This window comes from Pseudohongiella acticola, assembly GCF_001758195.1.
In the GTDB taxonomy this organism is placed as follows: domain Bacteria; phylum Pseudomonadota; class Gammaproteobacteria; order Pseudomonadales; family Pseudohongiellaceae; genus Pseudohongiella; species Pseudohongiella acticola.
Window position 1 is genome coordinate 93,432 of the sequence record NZ_MASR01000002.1, and the last position, 25,369, is coordinate 118,800.

Here is a 25,369-nt window from a genome sequence, read left to right on the forward strand (position 1 = left end):
AATATGAATAAAAAAGATTATCCAATTAAAGTCGTTGAGATTAGAGGCACTGACCATCGGCCGCCGCGAGAAAACCAGGGAGGGAGTCCGAAATCGTTTTGTGTGGTAACTGAAGATTTGCGCGAAAATTTGTCTGAGCAAGTCATCGCTGCGCACGACTATTTTTCAGAGCAATTTGAAAGATGGCCTGATATTCCAGCTGTTGTGAAAATTACTCTTAAAGAAGAGGCTTTGGCAAAGTCGCATCGACCGACGTCACTTCTCAGGAAAAGGACATGTCCAATTATCGGTGTACTAAGTTTTGGCGAGGTTCTGGTTAGTGCATCACCGGATGGTTTAGAGAAACTGGCGGATGAAATAAACAACACCACCAGCGAAAAGCCGATTGCGAATATTTCTGCCATCGAAAAAATTGAACCTTATCGCGTCCATGAAAACAGAATGGGGAGTGATATCGAGGATATTAATGCGTCCATTCAAGAGAATATCCCTCTAAAAATTCATACGTTCGATCATGGGGACGCCGAAGTCAACCGCCGTATCAAGAGGGCATTGGTGGAGTTTGCTCAAGAGCAGGGCGTTGGGCTTGAGGAGCTTAAATACGGCACAAGATTTTCTGAGTTCAAAACCGATCCTCAGACTAAGAAAATCAGCGAGGCGTTTGAATCATTCATGGGATTGCAGTCTTTAACTCCTATGCCTACATATCGGCCATTAGACTTGGAGCTACAAACCACTCCAGTTGGATTAGTCGACCAGTTTCAGCTGCCTCCTCCTTCGAGCGAGGCCGACTATCCGATCGTTGGTGTAGTGGACTCTGGAGTTTGCCCGCATAGTACTCTGATAGCGCCCTGGGTCGTTGGTAGAGAAGAATATGTGCCTCAAGAACTACAAGATCACTCTCACGGAACTATGGTGGCTGGCCTTATTGCAGGGGCCTATACGCTAAATAACCAAGACGATCGCTATCCCCGTTCACAGGCAAAGATTTTGGATGTGCCGGTTTTCGAAAAAGGTGCTAACTTGCGCGAGGATGTATTAGTCGCGATTTTGGAAGATGTCATACCTAAGCACCCGGAGGTTCGTGTTTGGAATCTGTCAATGGGCGGCACCAAACCTTGTATAGATTCGGCATTTTCAGACTTAGCATGTTTTCTTGATGAGATGCACGATGCGCATAAATGTTTGTTTGTAATAGCTGCCGGCAATCACTCTCACGTTCAGAAGTGGCCGCAGGTGACAGATATGGGAGGAGCCGACAGAGTCTCATCACCTGGCGATTCAGTACGAGCGTTAACGGTAGGTGGCTTAGCTAGTCTTCACAATGCAAACTCTCTCTCCAAGTCGGAAGAGCCATCACCTTTTTCCCGCAGAGGTCCGGGCCCGTGCTTTATTCCCAAGCCGGAAGTAACTCACTATGGTGGCAATTGCACGGAGCGACTTGCCTTTGCCCAAACCGGAATATTGACTACAGGGGCAAATAATACTCTTTGTGAAACTCTTGGCACTAGCTTCGCAACCCCGTTAGTGAGCGCCCAAGCAGCAGTTCTTTGGCAATATTTAGATACGCAAGAATCGCCTGTTACCCCCGAGCGTATTAAAGCGCTACTGATCCACTCAGCGCTACTACAATCCCGCAAAATTACCTCGGAGACGGTACATCACTATGGCTTTGGAAAGCCAGGCGACGTTATAGACTCGTTATATTGCGAGCCTAATGCCATAACGCTGATGTTCGAGACCGATCTTCGCCATGGCGGACACGAATTTGAGCGCTGGCCCTTTCCGATAGCTGACTGTTTAAATACAGAAGATAGAAAATTCCGCGGCCAAATGTTGATGACTGTAGTTTATTCTCCCATTACCGATAGCAGATACAAGTCCGAGTATTGCAGGACCAATGTGGATGTCGGCCTCGGCAATTATGCGTTAGTGGAGGATGAGGATGGGACTAGAAAGTACAAATTCGACAGCTTTGTTCCGGTCGCCCCAGAAGATATCCGGAAATTGTATGAAAAGCATCAGATTGAAAACGGATTTAAGTGGTCGCCCGTAAAGGCCTATTATGCGAGATTCCCGCAAGGAAAGGACGTTGAGACTTGGCGATTAAGGATGAAGGTAACTCGCCGTGCAGAGCTACAAATGCCTGACATCCCTCAGAGGGCTACGCTGCTGCTTACAATGCGGGGAAATACCCCGGAACTACCTGTATATAACGAAGCCATACGCACGATGAATCAGGCTGGGTGGATAGTAACCGATATAGACCAACATATAAGGGTAGGCGTTTAATCGAGCAGCAGGAGCTGTCGCTAATGATGCATTCCAAGACTAGAAGGTTTTGCTAGCAGTTCTCGGCAAAGCTGAAATCCGGAGGTCTTGTCTGGATAACTGTCTGAGAATGCGATTGCTCTCGGGCAGTTACAGCGCCTTTCGCGCTTGTCGCCACCCATCCAGACGCATTCTTTTTTATAAATTCAGAGCAGCCACCGCTTGTCGCTGCTATAACCCTATTACAACCAGCAGGAAGCAGCAGTACCAAGCCCACTTCAGTAGGATTTAGAATCATAGACGATGGAGGATGAGTCAAAGATCGGATTGTATTGGCGCTGGTCTAGAGGAATTTAGATTGTGCCAAAAAGCCGAATACTAAGCCGACAATCACGCTAGTGATTGTGTCTTTGATGGTCGCCACCTCAGCGACACTGAGCCAACGCCACTCAGCTGGCAAGATCATGTGGGCAACTATAACAAGTGTGGCAATTATGGCGAGGACGAAGGCCGCTATGATTCCCCAGTGCAGGCATCCTGCAATAAGATCTCGAACCGTCTCTCTGCGCCCATGCTGGCTCTTGTCAGCCTGACGCTGGAGGTCTTCGCCCTCATCTAGCGCCAAGGCCTCTCTTTTTGCAAGACTGTCTGTATGAGAAGACGGTTCGGGCAACCCTTGAGCCGGGATCCTTTTAGTTTCTGTCATTGGCTCGCAGCGCTTTCCGGTGCCGTCGCGTAAAGCGATCTATAGTGATCGGAAATTATATCGTTGGATATCGAGCTATTTTGACCTTTGAGCTTCCAGACAACATCCCAAGGCGAGCCGCTCTCATGCGTAAGGTTGGACAGGGCCACCCCACTATAGCGTCCATAGATCTCGAATACCTGGCTAATTAAGTCGCTCTCTTGTTCGTCGAACGTCTCATCCGGAGCGCTAATCCTCAATCCTTGCTTTAGAGGGCCTTTGACAGGGTTATCTCGAAAATCTTTGACTTTTGCGTAGAGGGATCTAATTACGGGCCCATAACGCCATGCTTCTATATTTTCTGCAAGCAAAGGACGCCCATAAAGACCGAGCATCCAGCCGTGGCATAAATAAACTAACTTAATCAACTGCATAGGAGTTACGCTGCGACCATTTTCAGTTGCAAGATCTAGTATTTTGTTAGCTACAGCGATAGCACTGTGCATATATCTCTCCTCAGATGCATAACTCTCCGGATAATTAGACCACCTTAATATGGTAATTATTCCAATAGTTAGCAGAATGGCGCAGGATTTTACACCTTTTGACGATATTCCTCATTAAGTTCTGAAATAATCTCGTGCTTAGTACACTGGCATGCTATACCAAATATAACGCCAGCAGGAAGCAAGCAGTACTAAGCCCACTTCGGTGGGCTTTTTTATGCTCTCGTGCCTTTGTCACAGTTCGGCTTCGTTGAAGTTTCGGAGCACACGGTATCGAATCTGTTCATTTGTCGCCTCGATTATCTCCAGGCGCGCACCTCGATAACCGATGGTACTGGATTCGGACAGGTCATATTCAACGTCATTGTTGAAAGCGGGTCGAGCCGCGTTGGATGAGAATTCTCTGTAACCGATATTGACTCTGTCCCCTACTCGACCACTGTAAATCAATGTCTGTTGAAACGAGTCGTCAGACAGCAATGGCAGCTGGCGGCGCTCATATGAAGCAGTGTCTGTGCAGCTCCTTACATTGAATGTCGTAATTACACACAGGCGATTATCAGTCTTGTAGGTGATCATTGCTCTCCAAGGATCGGCGAGTAACGATTTTTCAATTCTTCCAGGCTCGTTCCCACCAGGGAGGTAAGTTTCCGTGTTTTCATCCTCACCTTGTTTCAGGTAAGTACCAGGATGTAAATCATAGGCAAAGCCAATATCTACTTTGACTGGCAGATAAATCGCATCCCGCTCGGTGTATCTTCCCTGCCTAAGCATTGGTTCGCCGACAAATGCCGTGACCAGCTCTTCCAAAGGCGGCTCAGAGAGCGCAACAGACTGGGGGACATAATTGAAGCTTGGGCTGGCGCAACTGATCAACGCGATACCCAGTGCCAAAATAGTAAACACACGTGTAATGGCTTTCATGAAACCCTCTTTTTGTAGTTGTTCATTGCACCTACTGCCATCAATGTTTTACCCGCTAGTTGGCTTCAGCGCAACAAAAGATCCTCTACCCGACCATTTGGCTCTTATGTGAATCGTCCTTTTCGGAGATAGACATTCGCGGAATTTTTTGGCCAGAGAATTAATAATACCGGCGGTATTGACTTACTAATAATACCGGCTGTATTATTTAACCAAGTCGAAATTACTGGAAGCAACTATGAATCTGATTGCAGAAGGCCTGCCAGATAAACAGCGAGAAATTTTAATTCACACCGCAAACGGCCTTACTAGGAAAGAGGCGGCAAGGAAGATGGGTTGCAGCCCACAAAATGCATCGCAGCTAATGGACGCCGTTTGTTTCAAGTTGCGTGCTCGAAACGCGCCTCAGGCTATAGCCATTGCTTTCCAGCAAGGCCTGCTTCGCACTCTGTGCCTGCTGGCGCTCATCACTGCCGGAGCAGTTACCTCCATACCAGTTGCCCAGGCCGACGATGATCCTCTGATCCGTCGCGCCCGATCTCGCCCTAACCCGCGCCTGACACGCCGCGTGCGTCGCACTGTCTGCGGGGTGGCGATTATGCCAAACGACCAGGGCTTTATTGATTACTTCGGCCTGTCTCACACGCTTGTGTGGGATGACGCCCTCTATGTCGTTTACCAATAGGAGCGCGGGCATGAACCAGACAGCACTGGATTTCACATCAGGCCAATCACGCCGCGATGCCGGCATGAACGCGGCCCTGGATAACGCTGATTTTGATTCAAAGGGTTGGTCAGACAAAGCCCTTGGGTTCGTTCGATCGTTCCCATCTGCGCAGTTCCAGACTGAGGATGTTCGTCAGTACGCCACCAATCACGGGTTGCCAGTACCGCCCAGCGCCAGAGCCTGGGGCGCCGTTATCACCCGGGCTGCTCGGTTGGGAATAATTCGCCGGGTGGGTTACCGCCCTGTCAGTAATGCAAACGCACACTGCACACCTGCTGCAGTGTGGGAGCGGGTTTAGGAGGCTATATGTCATTCGCACAACCAATACAGAGCGTTGATTCAGGATTGGAAGAAAGCCAGGTGTCGAGGCACTGGTGGAAAGGCTCTGCCGCCGTCGGCGGGATTAAGGGTGCCTTCTTTGCCCGCACCCGGGGCGAGCTGGTGTTTAAGTACCGCGAGTGGATGAAACAGTTCCAGCGCCAGCCAGTGACCAGCGAAGAGCGTGCCACGTTCCGAGATCGGCACGGCTTTGGCGCCGGCGACCAAGTGCATTACACACCAGATTACTCAGGCCTTGGGTACACGGTGCAATCCCTGCGCCAGCCCCACCGTGTTTACACGATTGCACTGACTGCGCACCAGAACGATGGAACTCCAGTGGCATGGCTTAACGGTGTGCCCGGGTGCGTGCCGGTGTCCCGCCTTTCTCACTCAGCCACCGGGGGTGACGCAGCATGACCGTTAACTCTGAAAACGTTACCGAGAAAACAGAATTCTTGCTCCGTCACTGGCTCGAGCGCGCGCTCAAGGAAATGGACAGCGGGGATCGGGTGTTGATGTCGTTGATTGCCAACTCGGCCAACGGCTGCCTGATGTTGTGGGAATGCCTGCATGAAAGCATCAGCGACGAGCAGAACAGAGCCAAGTTAAGGGCGATTGTTAAACAGATCGAGGACTTGGCGTGGCCGGTTTAATGGGCGAATCAGTCGATATGGCTCTATTCGAGCGGCAGTTCCAGTCAGTGTTCGACCCTGCTGGCGCCAAAACAAAAAATAACGTGAAAGGAGAAAGTTCTCATGTACGCAGTTTTCGGAATGACAGAGATGCTGGCGCGCAAAAGAGTGAAGGTCGATGGCTTCGAGAAGGGCAAGCCCAAACCGCTCTCGCAGATCCGGTCAGAGATTAACACCAAGGTTGAGCGGATGATGGCCGGTACCCGCACAGAGCAGCTGAGCACCGTGTATGGCGTAACCAGCTGTGCATTCCAGTTCGCTGAGCTGGCCTGCCGACAGGGGGGGGTCCGGATAGAGGTACGCAGGCGAGTTGCCGACGGCGAGCCCGTCTTCGACAAAAAGAAGAAGGCCTATGTCCAGCGCTACACATGGGAACAGGTAAAGGCCTTTGCGCCAGCGGGGAAACAGCATGCTGATTGTGCTTGAGGGAATCGACGGCTGCGGAAAGACCACCGTTATTGAGGGTGTCCGCAAACACCTTGCCGATCTGGGGTTCGATGCGCTGGCCACTTCAGAGTTCGGGCATCAACATCCCTGGGCAAAGCGCCTGCGTCAGGAGCTCATGGATAACGTGCGCGATCCCATTGAGCAATACCGCACTGTACTCAAGGCGCGGGATGAGCACATGAACGGCGTTCTGATCCCAGCTGCAGGACTTCAAAAGATTGTCCTGATGGATCGTTACATCATGTCGACCATGGCCTACCAGGGTCAGTCTGAGTTCACGCCAGTGCGCCAGATCATGGATGACCACGCCAACGTTTTCAACTTCCCCGTGGCAGACCTGACCATTGTTCTGAGCTGTACGGTAAGCACCGCTATCAAGCGCCAGCAGGCCAGCGGCAAAGCCATGGATGCCATTGATAGCGCTGGCAGAGAGTTCTTTTCCCGGGCGTCAGAGATTTACATCAGTAGCGCCAACGCCATTGCCAGGCAAAGACCAAACAAGATCCGAATCGTAGATGCAGAGCAGCCCCTGGACGATGTTCTGCATGAGGTCATTAACGCAGTGTCCGGACTGATTATGACGAGGGACGTGGCATGAGCACTTTCAAACGAGAACCCCGGTACTTGGTATTCAAGATCAAAGACCTGAACCCGCAGCCCAATGAGGCTCCCGCCACCCAGCGAATACGCGAATGGCTGGGTAGAGCTGTCAACGCTGATGCCCGGCACTATTCTGAGCTGCGCACAAACATCATGGGCAAGCCGGAGCTGGAATGCTTAGTGATCGAGAAGGATTGGCCAGAATACGAACTGGCCTGGCACCTGATCGAGGCGCGCATGTCTGGCAACCCCGGCCACCTGGTGGATGCGCAAGAATTTGCCGAACTTATCTCAATGGCGGCTGAGGTCATAGACACAGTTACCGGCTCGGTGCCAGTCACTGATGAATACAAGCGCAATGCGAAAGCTGCCGTCGCGAAGCTGTACGATCTGGCTGAGAACTTACAAGCGCCAGCGAAAAACCAAAACGCAGTCGAGATAAGCGCGTGAGAAAGAAATACACAGAAGAGGACTTCCACCGGTTAGCGAAGCAGACGAATCGTGCCCGCTGGGGCCTGACCATTGGCTTTATTACCTGGTGCATTGTGGCAATCATCATTGAAAGCCGTGGCAGCGAACCAGAATGGATCGCCCTGCCCGAATACACCGAGGACGGGCGGCAGATCGTTGCTCAGACAGAAGGCCCACTGCATTGGCCAATGGACAAGGTTGATCTGTACTACAACTCAACAGGCGCACCACTGGATGCCGGCACCCTTCTGGCCTATTCAATCTGGACATGGGGTCAGCGTGTCGGGCTGGAGATCACTTACAAAGGCCTGACTTACGAAACAGCCGTCGATGGCGCCATAGTCATCAACTGGCAATCATTCTTTGCCATGTGGGCAGAGCACGGCTCCTATGAAGTCAAAGGCTACGCTTCATCCAGGTACTACCCTTCAACCGGGGAACTGGCCAGCTCTTCCATTTACCTGCGCGATGACCTGATAGGCAGCCCGCTGCTGGCTGTATCCGTACATGAGCATGGTCACGCTCTCGGCATCCGTGGCCACAACACAGACCCGAACGGCGTCATGTATGACACTGCCCCACGTTATGCGCTCACTGCCTCTGACGCTGCGCTGACGGCATACGATTACAGTCCCTGTCACGCCGAGCTGTCACCCGCTGGTGATGTGTACCTGCCAGGCGTGGGCGGCAAAGGCTTCACCCTCTCCCCTGTTGACGATTACTACCAGATCACCCATGAGCACGATACCGATCTGTACTGCACTGGTTTTTCTGGCGATGGAACGGTGACGATCACTGAGGTTCGCGGCATGGACGAGACTTATCACGATGCCGTGCTGGCACCTATCAATAATGATTCAGGGTGGCAGGTTGTCGCCGTGGGAGAACAGCCATGACCTTCAAATCATACCGTGACGAAAGCAGAAAAAACTACGGGGCCACTGTTAATAGTGACGCAGGCATAACACGCGACCAACTGGATGCTGGCTCCTTGATGCGTATAGCAGATGCCTGCGAAAAGATGTGCCTTGACCGTGAAAAGCTGGAGCGCGATTACAAATACATGAGGTCTGAGCGTGACCGTTATCGGGAACACTTCTATCGATCGGAGCGCCGCCTGTCTGCGACGAAGGGCGTTGTTACCAAGCTGAAAAGGAAACTGGCGGAGGCGCTGTCATGACAGGCATGGAATTCAAAACACAATACGGACTGTCATTCGACGGCAAGATCAACGTCGATTTGTTCGCCGGCGGCGGTGGCGCCAGCACCGGTATTGAAATGGGTACCAATCGACCGGTGCACATTGCGATCAATCATGACCCTGATGCGATCAGCATGCACCAGGCCAATCACCCTGCAGCAAAGCATTTTGTCAGCGACGTCTATGACGTGGATCCGGTTGAGGCCTGTGAAGGTCGTCCAGTGGGTCACCTTCATGCCAGCCCCGATTGCACCCATCACAGTCAGGCCAGTGGCGGGCAGCCTCGCAAGGCGGCTATTCGCTCCCTTTCGTGGGTTGTGCACCGCTGGGCGGGAAAGGTTCGCCCGGACGTCATCACGCTGGAGAACGTCGCGCAGATCCTGCAGTGGTCGCCACTGGTCGCAAAGCGTTGCTCCAAAACGGGCCGGGTAGTAACTCTGGACACTGTTAAGTGCGCAAAGACCGGGCGGATGGTTTCGCGCGTCGCCGGCAAAGGAGAGCAGGTTCCTGTTGATCGACAACACCTGGTGCCCAACAAGCGAAAGCGTGGTCACAACTGGCAACATTTCGTTGGCGGCCTGCGCGCAATGGGCTACCAGGTTGAATGGAGATCACTGAAAGCATGCGAGTATGGCGCGCCCACTACCCGGGAACGCCTGTACCTGGTGGCGCGATGCGACGGCAAGCCAATTGTGTGGCCTGCCCCTACACATGCTCAGAAACCGAAACGCGGCCAAAAGAAATGGCGCACCGCGGCAGACTGCATTGACTGGAGCATTCCGGGCAAATCGATCTTTGGACGCAAGCGGCCGCTGGCTGATGCCACCATGCGCCGGATCGCCAAGGGCGTGAAAAAGTACGTACTGGATACGGCAGAGCCTTTCATTGTCACCTGCAACCACGGCGGCGAACGGTTCCGAGGTCAGTCGATACATGAGCCCATGTGCACAATAACCGCTGCGCATGATGCGCACGGAGTTGTCGACGCGACACTGGCACCCTTCCTCACTGAGCATGCCAACAGCAGTAACCAGCGAAGCATGGCGGCTGACGAACCGCTGCGCACGATCACCGGTTACCCGAAAGGTGGATCGTTTGCTATGGCTTCCGCTGTCATGGCCCCGTGCATTATGGTGAACCAGACCAATAACGAAGGTGGTCCAGTAACAGCCCCCGTTACCACAATCACAACTGGCCAGCACCATGCAGTGACTACTGCATACCTCGCTCAGATGAACGGCGGGTTTAACACCAACCCCGGGCACGATGCGCGCGATCCCATTAGCACGATCACCAACACTGGCAGCCAGCAGCAGCTGGTGACTGCGCACCTGGCACACCTTCGCGGAAACTGTGATGCACGGGCGGCTGACGAGCCAGTGAGAACTATCAGCGCTGGTGGTGAGCATCACGGCATGGTCACTGCGTTCCTGTCCCGGCAGTTCGGCGCCAGCGTTGGCCAGGGTGTCGACCAGCCATCCCCGACGGCCACCGGGAGAGAGAAAACGGCGCTGATCGAGTGCCAGCTGTCGCCAGAGGACGAAGCTGGCGCCATGCGGGTGTCCGGGTTCCTAATGCAGTACTACAGCGAGGGTGGCCAATGGAGCGGGCTGGATAAGCCCACCAATACCATCACTACAAAGGAACGGCTGGCGCTGGTCACCGTGTACCTGCAAGGCGCTCCGTATGTGATCGTGGATATCCGGCTGCGCATGCTCACGCCGCGCGAATTGTTCAGGGCCCAAGGTTTCCCCGACAGCTACATCATTGATCGCGGTCACGATGGCCGTGTGTTTCCGAAATACAAACAGGTGCGCTTCGTCGGCAATTCGGTCAGCCCTTTACCTATGAAAGCGCTTTCCCGTGCCAATCTGGATCCGGAACCGGTTCGGATGGAGGCTGCTGCATGAATATTGCACTCAGCCCCAACCACCCGCTGCGCACCGATCCGCTCAAGCCATGGCCCTATGAGGTCACCGTCTGGTATCGAAAGCCAGGAAGCAGGAAATTGATTCACTGTCGTCGGCTATTCGTGAAAGCCCGGGGCACAGCCGCAGCCCTGCGTGCTGGTATTCGGCTGGCGCGTGAGCAAGGGTCAATACCCTATGACGGTAAACGGGTGATCCCATCGAGGCCGACATCAGCCAGGCCATTTGATCTGCAGGATCGCATAGGTATACCGGCATGATTGTCGTCATCGATGCGAAGGAGAATTGTGTTTGGGGTTTGGGTAAAACCGAAGATGAAGCCTGGGCGGATTCCAGAGAAGAGATAGCCGGGAAAATACCCGTGGTTAGGCCGGATATTTCAGCGCTGACCACGGCACAGCTATCGCCTGATGCAGATCTTGATGCTGACGGGGAATCAATGTGGCAGTGGGTTGTCCAGGACACCGCGCCAGCAAATTCAGAAGCAGTAAAACAGATGGGGTTGTTCTCATGACAAAGGGCAACTGGCAACAATACAAGCGCCAGCGTCGGTTGGATTTCATACTCAGAATGAAGTACGGCCGGTGTATGACAATCATGCAGGCAGCGAGGGTTATGACGTGAGTGCTACAGCAGCAGTAAATGACAGTATCGTTCCTCTGGAGGACTACCCTGCCCTTCGCAGGCCTCATGAGAAAAAACACTCTTCATCATGGATTCGGGATGCCGCCGGCGGGAAGATACCCGGTGCATTCAAATTCAATGGCAAGGGGAAATGGTTCGTGCACCTTGACATCCATGATACCGAGGTGCGAAAAATGGCATCCCCGTCACGAAAAGAGATGACATCTATCGAGAGCCTGGCCAGTCGCCTGGGTCTTGATCAGGATGACATCCGGACGGCCATGGAAGCTGCGAGCCGATAATGCCGAGACCGCGCAACAGTGAAAACTCACGCCTGGGGAATTATCCCGGGCTGGGTCGTTATTCTGACGGCAGGTATTACTTCAAGAATCCTTTCACCGGTCGGCAGGCCAGTCTGAAGACCCGAGACTTTGAAAAGGCTGTCGCGCTGTGGGCGCTATCGAAGGCAATCTGCGAGAAGGCCTACGGGGCCCAAGACACAGAGAAGCTGATCGCCACCATCCAGGGCACCAACACACCGGTAAGCAAGGGCGCCAACATCCATCTGCGTGACTTCCTCAAACAGTGGCGCACCGAGATGCTGGAGCCAGGCAAGGTCATGATCAAGATCAAGCGTGGCCAGGGCAAACCATTGGCACCGCGCACCCAGTCGGACTACATCAAACAGTGCAAACAACTTGAGCGTGAGAGCGCCGGCAAGTTCGCGATGTCATCACCAGACCTGCTCAGAAAAATACGAGCGCTGCTGGCGCCATGGGCAACCAGGGGAACGACCTACAATCATCTGAAAGCAATGCTGGGCCGGGTGTTTGATCACGCGGTTATTACTGGCCTGATCGACAGAAACCCGATGCGCGACATCGACAAGGTGCCAGTCGCAAAACGTGAGGTACTGGTACCGGACAAAGCCTATATCGGAATCACTGACCAGTTGGTCGTCCACAACTACCAGTCCAAAGAGTTTGATGGTCAGTGGCGCGTCGAGATCTGCGACTTGCTCTACATGGTAAGCCAGCAGCCGGTCGACTTCTTCAGTTTGCGAACGAACCAAGTCGATCTAAATGCGGTTGATAAATCCGATCCGGATCCGGCGAACTGGATATGGGGCGAGATCAACCTGGCACGCTCGAAAACATCCGTTGCCGGCATCATCGGCATGAACCGCGAGATGCGTGAGAAAGTTGAATGGCTACTCCGATTCCGGGATGAGCAGTTTAGGATGAATGGCAACGTCTTCCAAAAACCAGAGCACGATCGCCTGCTGATTTATCCAATGTATATGGATCGCCGGTACCGGCTCAAACCGCTCACGCACAGAACGTTTTCAAAGTGGTGGGCCGAGGCATCAGAGCGTGCTGGTTACAAACAAATGGGGGAGCCTGGTCAATACTGGATAATGGATATGAGGAAAAGAGGTCTGACTGACGAGTTCGTTTCACAGGGTGATAACGACAAGGGGCTACACTCAACCGAGGCTATGAAAGCTCACTACCGGCTGATCAATCCACCGAAGCGATCACGCAATACTCTGGTGTCGATCAGGGGTCGAAAGGCTGTTTGATAGTTGCGGAATTGTTGCGGAATTGTTGCGGGTTCCCGGGTTGGGAAATTCAGTCTTCGTAGGGTGTTGATCTGTCGCAGGAAAATTGGAGGCTGGGGTCGGAATCGAACCGGCGTACGCGGAGTTGCAGTCCGCTGCATGACCACTCTGCCACCCAGCCTTTATTGTTGCAAATTCACCTGTCTGGTCGCAAAGTCCCGTGCAGGTAATTTCCGGACTGGCCAACGCTACCCCGAGGGGGATGTTGCGCTGTGAATGGCCTGTGGCCGTAAGTTTGGAGCGGGAAACGAGACTCGAACTCGCGACCCCGACCTTGGCAAGGTCGTGCTCTACCAACTGAGCTATTCCCGCTTAACTTGGTACTACTGAACAGGCCCGGATCATGTGGTCTGTCAGCTCTTTTGCAGTGCGTTTTTGCTCACTCCGAAAGAGGCGCTTATTCTAATGCCATTCGGTGTGAAGTCAAGCGCAAATCGTCAAAAATTTCACTGTTTTGACATCAAAACCGGCAGAGCCTTGATCAGGTATTGCGCCATTGACCAGATGCTCAAGGCGGCGGAAAGATATATCAAAGCATAGCCGGTTTGCAAGAAAAATTGTGGCCATTGCGGCGTATAGGCGAGCAGCACAATGATGGCGATCATCTGTACGGTGGTTTTCACCTTGCCGATGTACCCCACCGCCACGGCGTCGCGCTGGTTGTTGCTGGCCATCCATTCGCGCAGCGCGGATACAAAGACTTCGCGGCCAATAATGATGGCGGTTGGCACCACAAACCAGACACTGGGATAGATGGCGGTGAGCAGCACCAGGGCCATCACCACCAGCAGCTTGTCGGCCACGGGGTCCAGGAAAGCGCCAAAGGGCGACGTCTGGTTCAGGCGCCGGGCCAGGTAGCCATCCAGCCAGTCAGTGAGACTGGCAATGGTGAACAGTATAGCTGCGACCAGCTGGCTGTGCGCGAAACCACTGTAATACACGACCACAATGATCGGTACCAGCAGCACGCGGCAATACGTCGCCATATTGGCGGCATTCAACATGCAAACACTCCCTGATTCAACGATCTATCCTCTTTATTCCAGTGTACAACTTAATTGGGCTCAAATGCGTTTGAAAAGCGTCATTGAGGCAGCCAGTGCGAGGCAAAAACAAGCGCGAAAGCGCAGTTTACGAATAGTAAATGAGCATTTTAAGTTTGTTTTTAACGAAGCAATGGCAACGCAAATAGCTTTTCATAGCATTTTACTCGTTGTGGAGGGCCTCATATATAACCCCTGCCAGTTTTTTACTGATCCCCGGTGTTCTGGCCAGATCGGACTCGCTGGCCCGCATGATCTCCTGTTGACCACCAAAGTACTTCAACAGTTCACGACGTCGTGACGGGCCCAGCCCCGGGATCTGCTCCAGCGGCGACTGCTGGCGGGTCTTGGCGCGACGTGCGCGGTGGCCGGTGATAGCAAAACGGTGGGCTTCGTCGCGCACCTGCTGCAGCAGATGCAGCGCAGGCGAGTGCCCGGGGATGGCGAGTTCCTGCATGCCATCAACGGTGGCAACAAACAGGGTCTCCTGCCCTGCCCGGCGGCTGATGCCCTTGGCAATGCCAATCAGCATGATTTCGGGCAGCTGACAGCCCTTAAGTACGTCGATGGCCTGCGCAAGCTGCCCTTTGCCACCGTCAATCAGCAGAATGTCGGGTACTTTGCTGGCGAGTAGCTCCTGGTCTTTGACGCTGCCGATGTGTTCCGCGTCTGCACTCTGAGCCTCAGCTTCCTCGCCCGGTCCCAGCGTGGGCGCGTCCTGCAGTGCCTGCAATTGACTGCTGAGCTTGCCGTAGCGCCGGGTCAGGGCCTGATCCATGGCGGCATAGTCGTCGCCGCCCTGGATGCCTTCAATATTGTAGCGGCGGTAGTCGGATTTGAGCGGGCCGTTGTGATCAAACACAACACAGGCCCCGACCGTGCTTTCACCCATGGTATGGCTGATATCAAAACATTCGATGCGTTGCGGCAGCGCGTCCAGACTCAGTTCGGTCTGCAGCTGTTCAAAACGTTTGAACATGCTCTGGCGGTTGTTGATATGGCTCTGTATCGCCAGTTGAGCATTGGACAGGGCCAGATCACGCCAGCGCGCGCGGTGACCGCGGACATTGCCACGCACCGACACCGCTTTGCCGGCGGCGGCGCTGAGCGCTTCCTGCAGGCCCTTCTGCTCCTTGATCACGGGAAACACCACGACCTCGGCAGGAATCGCCGCGGCGGCCAGTTCGCCGCTATCGCGCAGATAGTATTGCGCAATAAATGCCGTCAGCAGGTCTGCCGGAGTCTCCGCCATCCGGTCTTTGGGAAAAAAGTTGCGACTGCCGATGATGCGTCCGCCGCGAATGACAATAACGTGCACACAGGTGTAGGCGCCTTCCAGTACTGCCGCCAGCACATCGGCATCGTTACCGTCGCCGGAAATCACCTGCTGACTCTGAATACGGCGCAGGTCGGAAATTTTGTCACGGATGCGGGCGGCCTGCTCGTACTCCATCGCTTCCGCCTTCTGGTCCATGCGCTGACCCAGCGACTGAATCAATGTGTCACTGCGCCCCTGCAGAAACAGGCTGGCGTCCTGCACGTCCAGTGAATAGTCGGACGGTGAGATGTAACCGACACAGGGCGCGGTGCAGCGTCCAATCTGATATTGCAGACAGGGCCGGCTGCGGTTGCGGAAGTAACTGTCTTCACACTGACGTACCCGGAATACCTTCTGCAGCAACGACAGGCTTTCGCGCACGGCACTGGCGCTGGGATAGGGCCCGAAGAAGGTGGCATCGCGGCGACGGCTGCCGCGGTAGAACGCCAGCCGTGGGTAGGCGTCTTTATGGGTGAGCATGATGTAGGGATAGGTTTTGTCGTCACGCAGCTGAATATTGTACGGCGGCTTCAGCTTTTTGATCAGGTTCTGTTCCAGCAGCAGCGCTTCGGTTTCGCTGTTGGTCACCGTGACATCGATGGCGTCTATGTGTGACACCAGCGCCATGGTTTTGGTATCCAGACCACTGGCACGAAAATAGTTACTGACACGTTTCTTCAGGTTGCGCGCCTTGCCCACGTACAGCACGTCACCGTCGCGGTCGAGCATGCGATAGACACCGGGGCGCTGGCTCATCACAGCGAGCACGGATTTGGCGTCGAAAGCGGACTCCATAACCTTGTCGGCGGCAGACTTTTTGTCTTTGCCGGCAGGCTTGCTCTGAGCCTTGTCCAGAGCTTTATTTGAGTCGTCGCCAGCGCCAGTCATAACCCACCCGCCGGCGCCGGAATCAGACAGACTTCCGGTTGCAGTCGCACATTAAATTTTTGCTGCACGCTGTTCATGATCTCCCGGGCCAGCGCCAGGATCTGTTGACCATTGCCACCGCCGTGGTTGACCAGCACCAGCGCCTGCTGATCATGCACACCGACGGTGCCACGCCGCACGCCTTTCCAGCCGGCCTGATCAATCAACCAGGCAGCGGGGATTTTGACATCCGTGGTCGCGGTGGCAAAGTGCGGAATCTGCGGCCACTGTTGCTGCAGACTGGCAAAGGCCTGAGCACTGACGACAGGGTTACGAAAGAAACTGCCGGCATTGCCCACCACGGCCGGGGCGGGCAGTTTGCTGCGACGAATAGCGCACACGGCATCAAACACCTGTTGCGGACTCATGTCGGCACTGGCGCCGGGATGTTGCAGCAAGGCGGGATAAGTGACCACCGCACGTGGCGTTCGGCTGAGTCTGAACGTGCATGACAGAATGATCGCGGTGTCTTTTAAGGCGCGTTTAAAAATGCTGTCACGGTAGGCGAACTGACAGGCGTCGTTGTCCAGTTCTTTTACCTGCACGGTGCGGGTGTCGAAGTAGCGCAGCGACTCCAGTTTATCGGCCAGTTCAACACCGTAGGCGCCAATATTCTGCACCGGGGCAGCGCCGACACTGCCAGGAATCAGGGCCAGATTTTCCAGCCCGTGCCAGCCGTGCTGCAGGCAATGCTGCACCAATTGATGCCAGTTCTCGCCTGCGGCCGCCGTGACCAGCACCGCGTCATCATCCAACGGATCAGGTCGATGACGAATACCCAGCAAACGCATGCGCACCACCAGCCCAGGCACATCAGCCAGCAGCAGCAGGTTGCTGCCGCCGCCCAGCAGCGTCACCGGCAGATCTTTCTGATCGGCCTGCTGCAGAGCAACCGGCAATTGATCTTCCTGATCAATGTTGCATAACCATTGCGCGCGTGCCGGCACACCGAAGGTAGTCAGCGTGCTCAGATCGGCTTCAGCCTGCCAGGCCATTAACGCTCACCCGTAACTTGCTGTCGCCGACCTGATTGCACAACTGCCAGCAATGCATCACAGGCCTGTTCAACAAGATCCAGCACCTGTTCAAATCCGCCGTCACCACCGTAGTAGGGATCCGGCACATCCGTTGTACCTAATGACACATGCGACAACAACAGACTGACTTTGTCGGCCGAACCATCAGGCGCCATGCGCTGCAGATGCAGCAGATTGCTGTTATCCATGGCAAGGATGTAATCGAACTGATGAAAATCGTCGACACTGACCTGACGCGCCCTTTGTGTGCTCAAATCGTAACCACGACGAACGGCAGCGCTGGTTGAGCGTGGATCCGGCGCCTTGCCAATGTGATAGGCAGCCGTGCCGGCGGAGTCGACCGTCATGTGATGTTGCAGACCGGCATCGGCAATGCGTTTTTCCATGACAGCCTGCGCGGTCGGCGAGCGACAGATATTACCCAGGCAGACCATCAGGAAACGTGTTTGCGTGCTCATCAGAATTCGCTTTCACTCAGAAATGCGCGCACGGCCTCAAGGTCTTCCGGCGTATCAACGCCGGCCGGCACGTGTTCGCAGGCTTCATCCATGATGATACGTACGCCATGATGCATGGCACGCAATTGCTCCAGGCGCTCACTGACTTCCAGCAGCGATCGTGGCCAGGACACAAAACGGTTCAGGGTTTCCACACGGTAGGCGTAGATACCGATGTGGCGTTTGCCATGCACGTCATCCGGTGTGGCACCCTGCCAGGGTAATGGCGAGCGACTGAAGTACAGGGCATATCCGTCAGCGTCGGTGACCACTTTAACGGCACTGGGATTGATCAACTCAGTGCCATCGTGAATGGCGTGATACAGACTGCTGATACCAGCACCGGCATGATGTTCCAGATTTGCGGCCACCTGATTGATGGTGGCCGGCGGAATCAGGGGTTCATCACCCTGCACATTAACAACAATGGCTGAGGCCGGCAGTGCCAGTGCCTGTGCAACTTCCTGAATACGGTCAGTGCCCGACTGGTGATCCTCGCGAGTCATCACCACTTCGGCGCCAAACTCGCGCGCGGCACTGGCGATCCGTTCATCATCGGTTGCGATGTAAACCGCCGAGGCACCGCTTTCGCAGGCACGCTCGTAGACATGACGGATCATCGGCTTGCCGGCAATATCCAGTAACGGTTTACCCGGCAGCCGGGTCGACGCATGACGCGCCGGTATCACCACAATAAAACTCATTTGCGATTCTCACGCTCATCAGAACTCAGGGTTCGGGCTTCGTTTTCCAGCATCACCGGAATATCGTCGCGAATCGGGTAAGCCAGGGCATCGGCATAACAGATCATCTCGCTCTGTTCACGCACAAATACCAGCGGTCCTTTACAGACCGGACATACCAGTATGCTGAGTAATTTTTTATCCACGCTTATTCTCCGCGTTTATCTGATTGCTGCCAAATAAATTATTGCTGCTGTGCTTCCTGCTCGCTGACGGCCATGTGTGTCTGCTGTTTGCGCACCGCAAGCATGTGTGCCACCTGATCACAGAAGGCTTCGCTGAATCCCTGGTCAAGTTCTGCGCTGACCACCAGAGACCACCAATGCTCGCCCGCAAACGACTCGCATTTGACGGCGTCCTTTTCTGTCATCAGTAAAACCTTATCACGGGCAAAGGCCAGCTCAACAGCGCTGTATGCATGATGATCATCGTAGGCATGACATTGTGCCTGCCAGCCCAGGTCCTGCAAACTGTCAAAGAAACGCTGCGGGTTGCCAATACCGGCCAGCGCGTGAATATCCTGGCTCAGCGCCGTGGGCACCGGCAGTGACTGCAACTCGGCTCGGGCACCGGTTTTAACATTAACCCAGTACTCGGGCACCAGGCGCATGGTGGTGACCGGGGTCTCGCCCGCTGACAGCGCATCCTCGTTGAGTGCCCGGTTGGCGCCATTAATAACAATATAATCCACCTGCGTCAGTCGTGCCGGTGGTTCGCGCAGCGGCCCTGCCGGCAGACACCAGCCATTGCCCAGGCCACGTGTGCCATCCACCACCGCGATCTCCATATCGCGCCACAACCGGTAGTGCTGCAGACCATCATCGCTGATCACAACATCACATTGATGGCTGTCGATCAATGCCTGCAGGCCGCGCCGACGTTGCGGGTCTACCCACATCGGGCCGTCATGGTGACGGCGAAGCAGACGGGCTTCATCGCCGCTATGACGGACATCGCTGTCGACAGTGACTACAAAAGGATACTGCGGCGCCCTGCCGCCATAACCCCGGCTCAACACACCGGTGCTTATGCCGCGCTCATGCAGCGCCTGGCTCAGTGCCAGTACCAGTGGCGTTTTGCCGGTACCACCCACCGAGATATTGCCCACGACAATAACCGGAACCGCTGCCTGTTGCTGCGATGCTTGCTGTCGCTGCCGTCGCCCCCGCGCCAGTGCACTGAACAAAAAACTCAGCGGCCGCAACAGGATCAACCAGCCTGCCTTGTTGTACCAGGCGCGGACCAGAAACATCAGTCTGCTGCTCCAGACTCAGTGCTGTTGTTATCGTCAGAAGATCTCTCGCTGGCTGAAGGCTCGCTGTCAGCAGAATCATCAAGCGACGACTCGGCAAACTGCATCCGGTGCAGACGCGCATAATGCTGACCCAGCGCCAGCAGTTCTGCGTGAGTGCCTGATTCAACAATCCGGCCTTTGTCCATCACCAGAATGACATCGGCGTTTTCAATGGTCGACAGACGATGGGCAATGACAAAGGTGGTGCGGCCGCGCATCAATTCATTCAGGGCTTGCTGAATACGCTGCTCGGATTCGGTATCCAGTGCTGAGGTGGCTTCATCCAGAATCAGCACCGGGGCATCTTTCAGGAATGCCCGGGCAATCGCCAGACGCTGCCGCTGACCGCCGGACAACAAGGTACCGCCGTCACCGACCTGGGAATCAAACCCTGCCGGCAACTGAGACGCAAACTCGGTGACGTGGGCGTTGTCCGCCGCGCGCTGAATCTGTTCCGGAGTGACTTTGTCGGCAATGCCATAGGCGATGTTTTCCGCCACACTGCCCTCAAACAACACGACATCCTGCGTGACAATGGCAATCTGTTCGCGCAGGTTGGCGAGCCGGTAATCCGTCAATGACACATCGTCCAGACGGATATCGCCGCTGCTGAGGTCATAAAACCGTGGCAATAAACTGACCAGTGTCGACTTGCCGCTGCCGGAGCGACCCACCAGCGCCACCGTGGTGCCCGGCTCCACCTGCAGGCTGAATCCCTGCAGCACCGGTTCGTCTTCATTATAGCAAAAACCAACATCGCTAAATTCAATCTGGCCACGGGCGCGTTTCGTTTCATCTGTTCCCTGATCGTTCTCGGGCGGTGTGTCGATCAGCTCAAAAATACTGGTAGCCGCAGAGATACCACGCTGTATCACCGCGTTCACGCCGGACAACTGCCGCATGGGTGAACTGAGCATGCCGGCCACAGTCAGGAATGACACCAGTTCACCGGGCGTGGACGAGGCCAGCAGCTCTGGCGACAGCGCAAACCAGATAAGAATGGCCATGGCGATGCTGACAAACAACTGGATCAGAGGTTTTGCGGTCGACTCAGTCACCACCATTTTCATGTTCTGCCGACGGTTCTTTTCACTGGCCGTGGTGAAGCGGCCGGACACGTAATCGCTGGCATTAAAGGTACGGATGACGCGCTGGCCTTTGATGGATTCGTTGGTGATCTGGGTGACGTCGCCCATGGAATCCTGCATCTGCCGACTGTAGCGGCGATAGCGTACCGTCGCAAGGTGCACAATATAGGCGACACAGGGTGCCACCAGCAGAAACACCAGACTCAGGCGCCAGTTCACCCAGAAAAGATAGACCAGCAGGCCGATCACGGTCAGACCCTCGCGCATGATCACGGTAATGGCGTTGGTTGAGGCACCCTTGATCTGGGCAACATCGTAAGTGACCTTGGACACCAGACGGCCAATGCTGTTTTTGTCGTAGTAGCGCACCGGCACGGTCAGCAATTTTTCCACGATCTGGCAACGCAGTTTGTGCACCACATGATTGGCAACATGCTCCAGCGCATAATGGCCCAGAAAACCGCCAATGCCCCGACACACCACAATCAGGATACAAAGTGCCGGCGCCAGAATGCGCGCATCGGGATTACGGATGGCGACCTGGTCAATGGTCCAGCCCAGCCAGGCTGCTGTGGCAGGTGTGGTGGCAGCAAAGATCAGGTAACCCAGCACACTGATGCCCATAAAACCCATGTAGGGCAGGATGTAAGCCAACAGCCGTTTATAAACCTGCCAACCGGTCATCTGCGACACGGCGGATTCATCGGCGCCAGCGCTTTGATCTGATGATGGTTCGGGTTGTGGTATACCGGATTTACTCATGGGGTAGCTCCGGCACCGTTGCTTTCATCGGCGCGGCGCGTGGCAATACTGAGCCGGCTGAAGCCGGACTGACCGATAGCATCCATGGCGGTCACCACGGATTGATGCGTGGCTTCAGCATCAGCGATCAACAATACCGGCGTGCTGCGATCACCACCGGCGGCATCAATCAGGGCACGGCCCAGGGTCAGCAACTGACTGTCGGAAAGAACCTGGTCATTGACGCTGTAACGCCCCCCCTGGCTCACCAGCACTTCAATCTGATTGGGAAGGGACTCGGCCTGTTCGGCATCGGCTTCCGGCAGATTAACCGCGATTCGGGTTTCCCGGGTAAACGTGGTTGTGACCATAAAAAAGATCAGCAACAGAAACACCACATCAATCAGTGGCGTCAGATTGATGGCGGGATCCTCCAGGGTGCGCCGGGGAAATTTCACGCCGGATGCTCTTGTTCAGGGGCGGTGGTTGCCGGGGCCGGAGTGTCGCTGGCTTTTAAGTCCAGTTCAACCGGCACCTTGTCGAGGGCATCAACCAGTTTTGCCGACTCCTGCTCCAGCGCCAGCACCAGCGAATCCACTTTGCGAATAAAATACCGGTGACAGGCGTAGGATGGAATCGCCACACACAGACCGGCAGCCGTGGTAATCAGTGCTTCGGAAATGCCGCCAGCCAAGGCGCTGGCATTACCGGTGCCCTGAATCATGATCTCGGTAAACACCCTGATCATGCCAATCACGGTGCCCAGCAGGCCCAGCAACGGTGTTATCGCGGCAATGGTGCCCAATGTACTGAGATAACGCTCCAGCTCATGAATGACCACCGAGGCACTGTGGGCAATGGCGTCCTGCATCTGCGCACGGCCCTGCCGGGCGTGCAACAGGCCGGCGGCCAGAATCTGCCCCAACGGTGACGACAGGCGCAATTCACGCATGCGGGTGGAATCCAGCTCGTTGTTCTTGATCCACGTCCATACCTGACCTACGGCATAACGCGGCGCGATCCGGTTGGCCGATAGAGACCAGGACCGCTCAATGACAATCGCAATCGCCAGAATGGAACACAGAATTATTGGCAGCATCAACCAGCCACCCGCCATCACGATCTCTACCACAAATGTCGCCTCCCGCTGTTTCGGTCGCTACTTTACCATATTCGCCCGACGGGATGTTATGCCAGAAACGGCGATATTGCTGACGATGCGTCGCTGACAATCGTGGCCCGGCGGCCCCGCCCAGCTCGACCTGAACGGCGCCCGTGGACGGCGTTTGACAGACCACACTGCCAACGTTGTATAAACGCTCAAGCACCACCGGCGCCGGATGTGAAAACCGGTTGCGATAACCCGCCGACACCACTGTCAATTTGGGCTGCACGGCCTGCAGGAATGCCGGCAAGGATGAACTGGCGCTGCCGTGATGCGCCGCCTGCAGGACATCCGCACGCAACCCTGAGGTCCTGGCATGATCCTGTAGCAGGTCGCGTTCAGCTTCACGTTCGATATCACCGGTCAACAGCACGTGCTGGTCACCGGCACTGACCCGCAACACACAGGCGTTATTATTTTCACCGGCATAACGCTGCCCGGCCGGGTGCAATATCTCGAATACCACGCCGTCCCATTGCCAGCGCATGCCAGCCCGGCAACGTTCAAAGGACGCCGGTCCACCCAACGCCTCCGGCGCCGATTCCGAGCCGCCCGCCAGTCGGCGCTTTATGGCAAACTGCTGCGCCACCGACGCCGCCCCGCCGCTGTGATCCTGATGCCAGTGACTGATGATAAGCATGTCCAGCGCCCGCACATGCCGTGCACGCAAGTACGGGACGATGACTGCACGGCCGGTATCGAATTGCGGCCCCATGGCCGGACCGGTATCAAACAGCAGATGGTGATTGTGTGTATGCACCACCACGGCAAGGCCCTGACCGACGTCGAGAAACTGCAGTTGCGCCTGTCCCGGTGGCGGTCGCACTGCTTCGGCCGGCCACAGCAGAGGCATCAACAGGCAGCCGGGCAACAACCAGGGAGTCCGCGTTGGTATCAGCCCTCTGGGCGCCAGCAACAGCACCACCGCCAGCGCTGCCAGCGTTGACGCCATCAGGCCCGGCGGTGAGGGTTGCCACAGCGCAGGCCCGAACTCGACCACGCCGGCCAGTGCCACAAACAATCCGTTCAACAGCCAGTCAGCCAATGCCAGTGGCCAGATCGCCAGTGAGGGTATGAGCATCAACAATACGGCGCCAAGCAATGCCAGCGGCACCACCAGCAAACTCACCAACGGGATGGCCAGAACATTGGTCAGCGGTGATATCAGCGACATCTGCCCGGTCCACAGCAATAGGGGCAACAACAGTCCGACACTGACTGCCCACTGCGGTTGCACCCAGTTGTGCCACAGCCATTGGCCTGGTGATGCCAGCGATGGCGACGCTGGCCGACGATAGCCGCTGAAGGCAAATAACAGAGCCGCCACGGCGGTGAATGACAGCCAGAAACCGGCCTGGGTCACACTCATGGGCGCCAGCAGCAACACCAGCGAAGCTGCCAGCAACAGGCTGTAGCTGGGCAAAAACCGTCGTCCCAGCACATGCCCCGACATCAACACCAGCACCATGATCAAGGCTCGCTGGGTCGGTAGCGAAAAACCCGCCAGACCGCTGTATACCAGAGCCGCCAGTACCGCAGCCAGGGCGCCGTAATGCTGCGCCGGCAACCGCAACAGTAAGGCCGGCAGCAGCCTCACCAGCAGGTTGATCACGGTATAGGCGGTCAAGGCAACAAAGCCGACATGCAGGCCGGAGATGACCAGCAGATGATTGGTGCCGGTGCGGGTCAGCAGTTCCCATTGCGCTGAACTGACACCGTCACGATCGCCCAGGATCAGGGCACTGAGCAGGCCCGGGTTCTGCAACCGCGGCGCCAGCGCAAACAGACGTGCGCGCAGACCGGCGCGGGCCGACTGTAACCCAGGCCCGGCCGCGCTCAGGCGTTTGTTGAAAGCGGTATCACGCACATACCCCCGAGCCATAATGCCCCGCCCGAACAGGGCGGCTTCGTAGTCATAACCGCCGGGATTGGCAAAACCATGCGGCCGGTTCAGCCGCACCCGAAAGCGCCAGCGCTCGCCGGGCCACAGCGTCAGACCGGCATACTCGTTGAGACTGATCCGCGCCCCGCGCATTGGTGTCGGCTGGTCTGAGTCGGGGATTGCATCCGGGGAGACACAATCGCGAGGATGCAGACGATAGCAGGTAGAGTCGATACGCAACTCAAACTGCTGAAACTGCGCCCGCGGTGAGGGCAGACTGACAATGCGCCCGCTGACCCAGAAATCCACCCCTTCCAGTTCGGACGGCAACTGCTGCTGCATCTGGCGAGAGGCATCAAAGCAGAACCACAACAGACCCAGCACCAGGGCCATGACGAGTTGCAGGCTCAAGGCCGCAAGGCGCCATCGGCCCCTTTCTGGAGACCACGCCACCGCGACCAGCAGCACAGTAGTGGCCAGCAGCATCAAACAAACAATGGCGGCCACCGGCCAGGGCGGCAACACCGGCAACCGACTGAACAGCCAGATGCCCAGACAAAACGCCAGCATCCCTGCGCGCATAACACGTCATGGCCGCCATCGTAGCGGCTTCCTG

At 55.7% G+C, this 25,369-nt stretch carries 29 protein-coding genes and 2 tRNA genes; 15 read left to right on the forward strand and 16 right to left on the reverse strand.

Annotated elements, in window-relative coordinates; genetic code table 11:
* Positions 1-3: 3 nt before the first annotated feature.
* Positions 4-2,292: a S8 family anti-phage peptidase IteS gene (iteS, locus tag PHACT_RS12720; protein WP_070118634.1), complete on the forward strand. Its 2,289-nt coding sequence runs from the start codon at positions 4-6 to the stop codon at positions 2,290-2,292.
* A 322-nt stretch (positions 2,293-2,614) separates the two neighbouring features.
* Here the strand turns inward: iteS and PHACT_RS12725 are convergent, their stop codons facing one another.
* The 3 genes from PHACT_RS12725 to PHACT_RS12735 all read right to left on the reverse strand — a co-directional run bounded on the left by PHACT_RS12725 (position 2,615) and on the right by PHACT_RS12735 (position 4,386).
* Positions 2,615-2,977: a hypothetical protein gene (locus PHACT_RS12725; RefSeq protein ID WP_070118637.1), complete on the reverse strand. Its 363-nt coding sequence runs from the start codon at positions 2,975-2,977 to the stop codon at positions 2,615-2,617.
* The gene (locus tag PHACT_RS12730) at positions 2,974-3,462 is read right to left on the reverse strand and encodes a Panacea domain-containing protein (protein WP_070118639.1); all 489 of its coding nucleotides are present in this window, start codon (positions 3,460-3,462) and stop codon (positions 2,974-2,976) included. The genes PHACT_RS12725 and PHACT_RS12730 overlap by 4 nt, the downstream gene beginning before the upstream one ends.
* A 234-nt stretch (positions 3,463-3,696) precedes the next feature.
* Entirely contained in the window at positions 3,697-4,386 is a 690-nt protein-coding gene (locus PHACT_RS12735) for a hypothetical protein (RefSeq protein ID WP_070118641.1), read from the reverse strand.
* A 238-nt stretch (positions 4,387-4,624) separates the two neighbouring features.
* Here PHACT_RS12735 and PHACT_RS12740 point away from each other — a divergent pair, with 238 nt between their 5' ends.
* The 14 genes from PHACT_RS12740 to PHACT_RS12805 all read left to right on the forward strand — a co-directional run bounded on the left by PHACT_RS12740 (position 4,625) and on the right by PHACT_RS12805 (position 12,979).
* A complete protein-coding gene (locus PHACT_RS12740; protein ID WP_070118643.1) occupies positions 4,625-5,071 on the forward strand; it encodes a helix-turn-helix transcriptional regulator in 447 nt (148 codons plus the stop codon).
* Positions 5,072-5,081: 10 nt separating this feature from the next.
* On the forward strand, positions 5,082-5,411 hold the full coding sequence (locus tag PHACT_RS12745; RefSeq protein WP_070118645.1) for a hypothetical protein: 330 nt from the start codon (positions 5,082-5,084) through the stop codon (positions 5,409-5,411).
* 8 nt (positions 5,412-5,419) lie between these two features.
* Positions 5,420-5,851: a hypothetical protein gene (locus tag PHACT_RS12750; RefSeq protein WP_070118648.1), complete on the forward strand. Its 432-nt coding sequence runs from the start codon at positions 5,420-5,422 to the stop codon at positions 5,849-5,851.
* Positions 5,848-6,087 (forward strand): hypothetical protein, encoded by a 240-nt coding sequence (locus PHACT_RS12755; RefSeq protein WP_070118650.1) that lies wholly within the window; start codon positions 5,848-5,850, stop codon positions 6,085-6,087. Before PHACT_RS12750 ends, PHACT_RS12755 begins: the two co-directional genes overlap by 4 nt.
* 120 nt (positions 6,088-6,207) lie before the next feature.
* On the forward strand, positions 6,208-6,552 hold the full coding sequence (locus PHACT_RS12760) for a hypothetical protein (protein ID WP_211284407.1): 345 nt from the start codon (positions 6,208-6,210) through the stop codon (positions 6,550-6,552).
* On the forward strand, positions 6,536-7,171 hold the full coding sequence (gene tmk, locus PHACT_RS12765; RefSeq protein WP_070118654.1) for a dTMP kinase: 636 nt from the start codon (positions 6,536-6,538) through the stop codon (positions 7,169-7,171). Before PHACT_RS12760 ends, tmk begins: the two co-directional genes overlap by 17 nt.
* Entirely contained in the window at positions 7,168-7,623 is a 456-nt protein-coding gene (locus tag PHACT_RS12770; RefSeq protein ID WP_070118657.1) for a hypothetical protein, read from the forward strand. The genes tmk and PHACT_RS12770 overlap by 4 nt, the downstream gene beginning before the upstream one ends.
* Positions 7,620-8,540, forward strand: coding sequence for a hypothetical protein (locus PHACT_RS12775; RefSeq protein WP_070118659.1), 921 nt, complete (start codon positions 7,620-7,622; stop codon positions 8,538-8,540). The genes PHACT_RS12770 and PHACT_RS12775 overlap by 4 nt, the downstream gene beginning before the upstream one ends.
* Entirely contained in the window at positions 8,537-8,824 is a 288-nt protein-coding gene (locus tag PHACT_RS12780) for a hypothetical protein (RefSeq protein ID WP_070118661.1), read from the forward strand. Before PHACT_RS12775 ends, PHACT_RS12780 begins: the two co-directional genes overlap by 4 nt.
* Positions 8,821-10,755, forward strand: a complete 1,935-nt coding sequence (locus PHACT_RS12785; protein ID WP_070118663.1) for a DNA cytosine methyltransferase — start codon at positions 8,821-8,823, stop codon at positions 10,753-10,755. The genes PHACT_RS12780 and PHACT_RS12785 overlap by 4 nt, the downstream gene beginning before the upstream one ends.
* Entirely contained in the window at positions 10,752-11,033 is a 282-nt protein-coding gene (locus PHACT_RS12790) for a hypothetical protein (RefSeq protein ID WP_070118665.1), read from the forward strand. Before PHACT_RS12785 ends, PHACT_RS12790 begins: the two co-directional genes overlap by 4 nt.
* Positions 11,030-11,287 carry a hypothetical protein gene (locus PHACT_RS12795; protein WP_070118667.1) on the forward strand — a complete coding sequence of 86 codons (258 nt, stop codon included), beginning with the start codon at positions 11,030-11,032 and terminating at the stop codon, positions 11,285-11,287. The genes PHACT_RS12790 and PHACT_RS12795 overlap by 4 nt, the downstream gene beginning before the upstream one ends.
* A gap of 106 nt (positions 11,288-11,393) precedes the next feature.
* Positions 11,394-11,699, forward strand: a complete 306-nt coding sequence (locus PHACT_RS12800) for a thioredoxin domain-containing protein (RefSeq protein WP_070118672.1) — start codon at positions 11,394-11,396, stop codon at positions 11,697-11,699.
* Entirely contained in the window at positions 11,699-12,979 is a 1,281-nt protein-coding gene (locus PHACT_RS12805; RefSeq protein WP_083264627.1) for a site-specific integrase, read from the forward strand. Before PHACT_RS12800 ends, PHACT_RS12805 begins: the two co-directional genes overlap by 1 nt.
* Before the next feature lie 86 nt (positions 12,980-13,065).
* Here the strand turns inward: PHACT_RS12805 and PHACT_RS12810 are convergent.
* The 13 genes from PHACT_RS12810 to PHACT_RS12870 form a co-directional block, all read right to left on the reverse strand.
* Positions 13,066-13,139: transfer RNA gene (locus PHACT_RS12810), tRNA-Cys, on the reverse strand.
* A 115-nt stretch (positions 13,140-13,254) separates the two neighbouring features.
* Positions 13,255-13,330, reverse strand: a tRNA-Gly gene (locus PHACT_RS12815).
* A 134-nt stretch (positions 13,331-13,464) separates the two neighbouring features.
* On the reverse strand, positions 13,465-14,019 hold the full coding sequence (pgsA, locus tag PHACT_RS12820; protein ID WP_070118919.1) for a CDP-diacylglycerol--glycerol-3-phosphate 3-phosphatidyltransferase: 555 nt from the start codon (positions 14,017-14,019) through the stop codon (positions 13,465-13,467).
* Between the two features lie 205 nt (positions 14,020-14,224).
* The gene (gene uvrC, locus PHACT_RS12825) at positions 14,225-16,174 is read right to left on the reverse strand and encodes an excinuclease ABC subunit UvrC (RefSeq protein WP_070118920.1); all 1,950 of its coding nucleotides are present in this window, start codon (positions 16,172-16,174) and stop codon (positions 14,225-14,227) included.
* Between the two features lie 89 nt (positions 16,175-16,263).
* The gene (gene murB, locus PHACT_RS12830; RefSeq protein WP_070118675.1) at positions 16,264-17,301 is read right to left on the reverse strand and encodes a UDP-N-acetylmuramate dehydrogenase; all 1,038 of its coding nucleotides are present in this window, start codon (positions 17,299-17,301) and stop codon (positions 16,264-16,266) included.
* Positions 17,301-17,801, reverse strand: a complete 501-nt coding sequence (locus PHACT_RS12835) for a low molecular weight protein-tyrosine-phosphatase (RefSeq protein ID WP_070118677.1) — start codon at positions 17,799-17,801, stop codon at positions 17,301-17,303. Before PHACT_RS12835 ends, murB begins: the two co-directional genes overlap by 1 nt.
* Entirely contained in the window at positions 17,801-18,544 is a 744-nt protein-coding gene (kdsB, locus tag PHACT_RS12840) for a 3-deoxy-manno-octulosonate cytidylyltransferase (protein WP_070118679.1), read from the reverse strand. The genes PHACT_RS12835 and kdsB overlap by 1 nt, the downstream gene beginning before the upstream one ends.
* The gene (locus tag PHACT_RS12845; RefSeq protein WP_070118681.1) at positions 18,541-18,729 is read right to left on the reverse strand and encodes a Trm112 family protein; all 189 of its coding nucleotides are present in this window, start codon (positions 18,727-18,729) and stop codon (positions 18,541-18,543) included. Before PHACT_RS12845 ends, kdsB begins: the two co-directional genes overlap by 4 nt.
* Before the next feature lie 38 nt (positions 18,730-18,767).
* Complete coding sequence (gene lpxK / locus PHACT_RS12850) at positions 18,768-19,835, reverse strand: tetraacyldisaccharide 4'-kinase (protein WP_070118682.1); 1,068 nt, start codon at positions 19,833-19,835, stop codon at positions 18,768-18,770.
* Positions 19,835-21,727, reverse strand: coding sequence for a lipid A export permease/ATP-binding protein MsbA (gene msbA, locus PHACT_RS12855; RefSeq protein ID WP_070118683.1), 1,893 nt, complete (start codon positions 21,725-21,727; stop codon positions 19,835-19,837). Before msbA ends, lpxK begins: the two co-directional genes overlap by 1 nt.
* Positions 21,724-22,164 carry an ExbD/TolR family protein gene (locus PHACT_RS12860; protein ID WP_070118684.1) on the reverse strand — a complete coding sequence of 147 codons (441 nt, stop codon included), beginning with the start codon at positions 22,162-22,164 and terminating at the stop codon, positions 21,724-21,726. Before PHACT_RS12860 ends, msbA begins: the two co-directional genes overlap by 4 nt.
* Positions 22,161-22,838: a MotA/TolQ/ExbB proton channel family protein gene (locus PHACT_RS12865; RefSeq protein WP_070118685.1), complete on the reverse strand. Its 678-nt coding sequence runs from the start codon at positions 22,836-22,838 to the stop codon at positions 22,161-22,163. Before PHACT_RS12865 ends, PHACT_RS12860 begins: the two co-directional genes overlap by 4 nt.
* Positions 22,756-25,335 (reverse strand): DNA internalization-related competence protein ComEC/Rec2, encoded by a 2,580-nt coding sequence (locus tag PHACT_RS12870; protein ID WP_070118686.1) that lies wholly within the window; start codon positions 25,333-25,335, stop codon positions 22,756-22,758. Before PHACT_RS12870 ends, PHACT_RS12865 begins: the two co-directional genes overlap by 83 nt.
* Positions 25,336-25,369 lie beyond the last annotated feature (34 nt).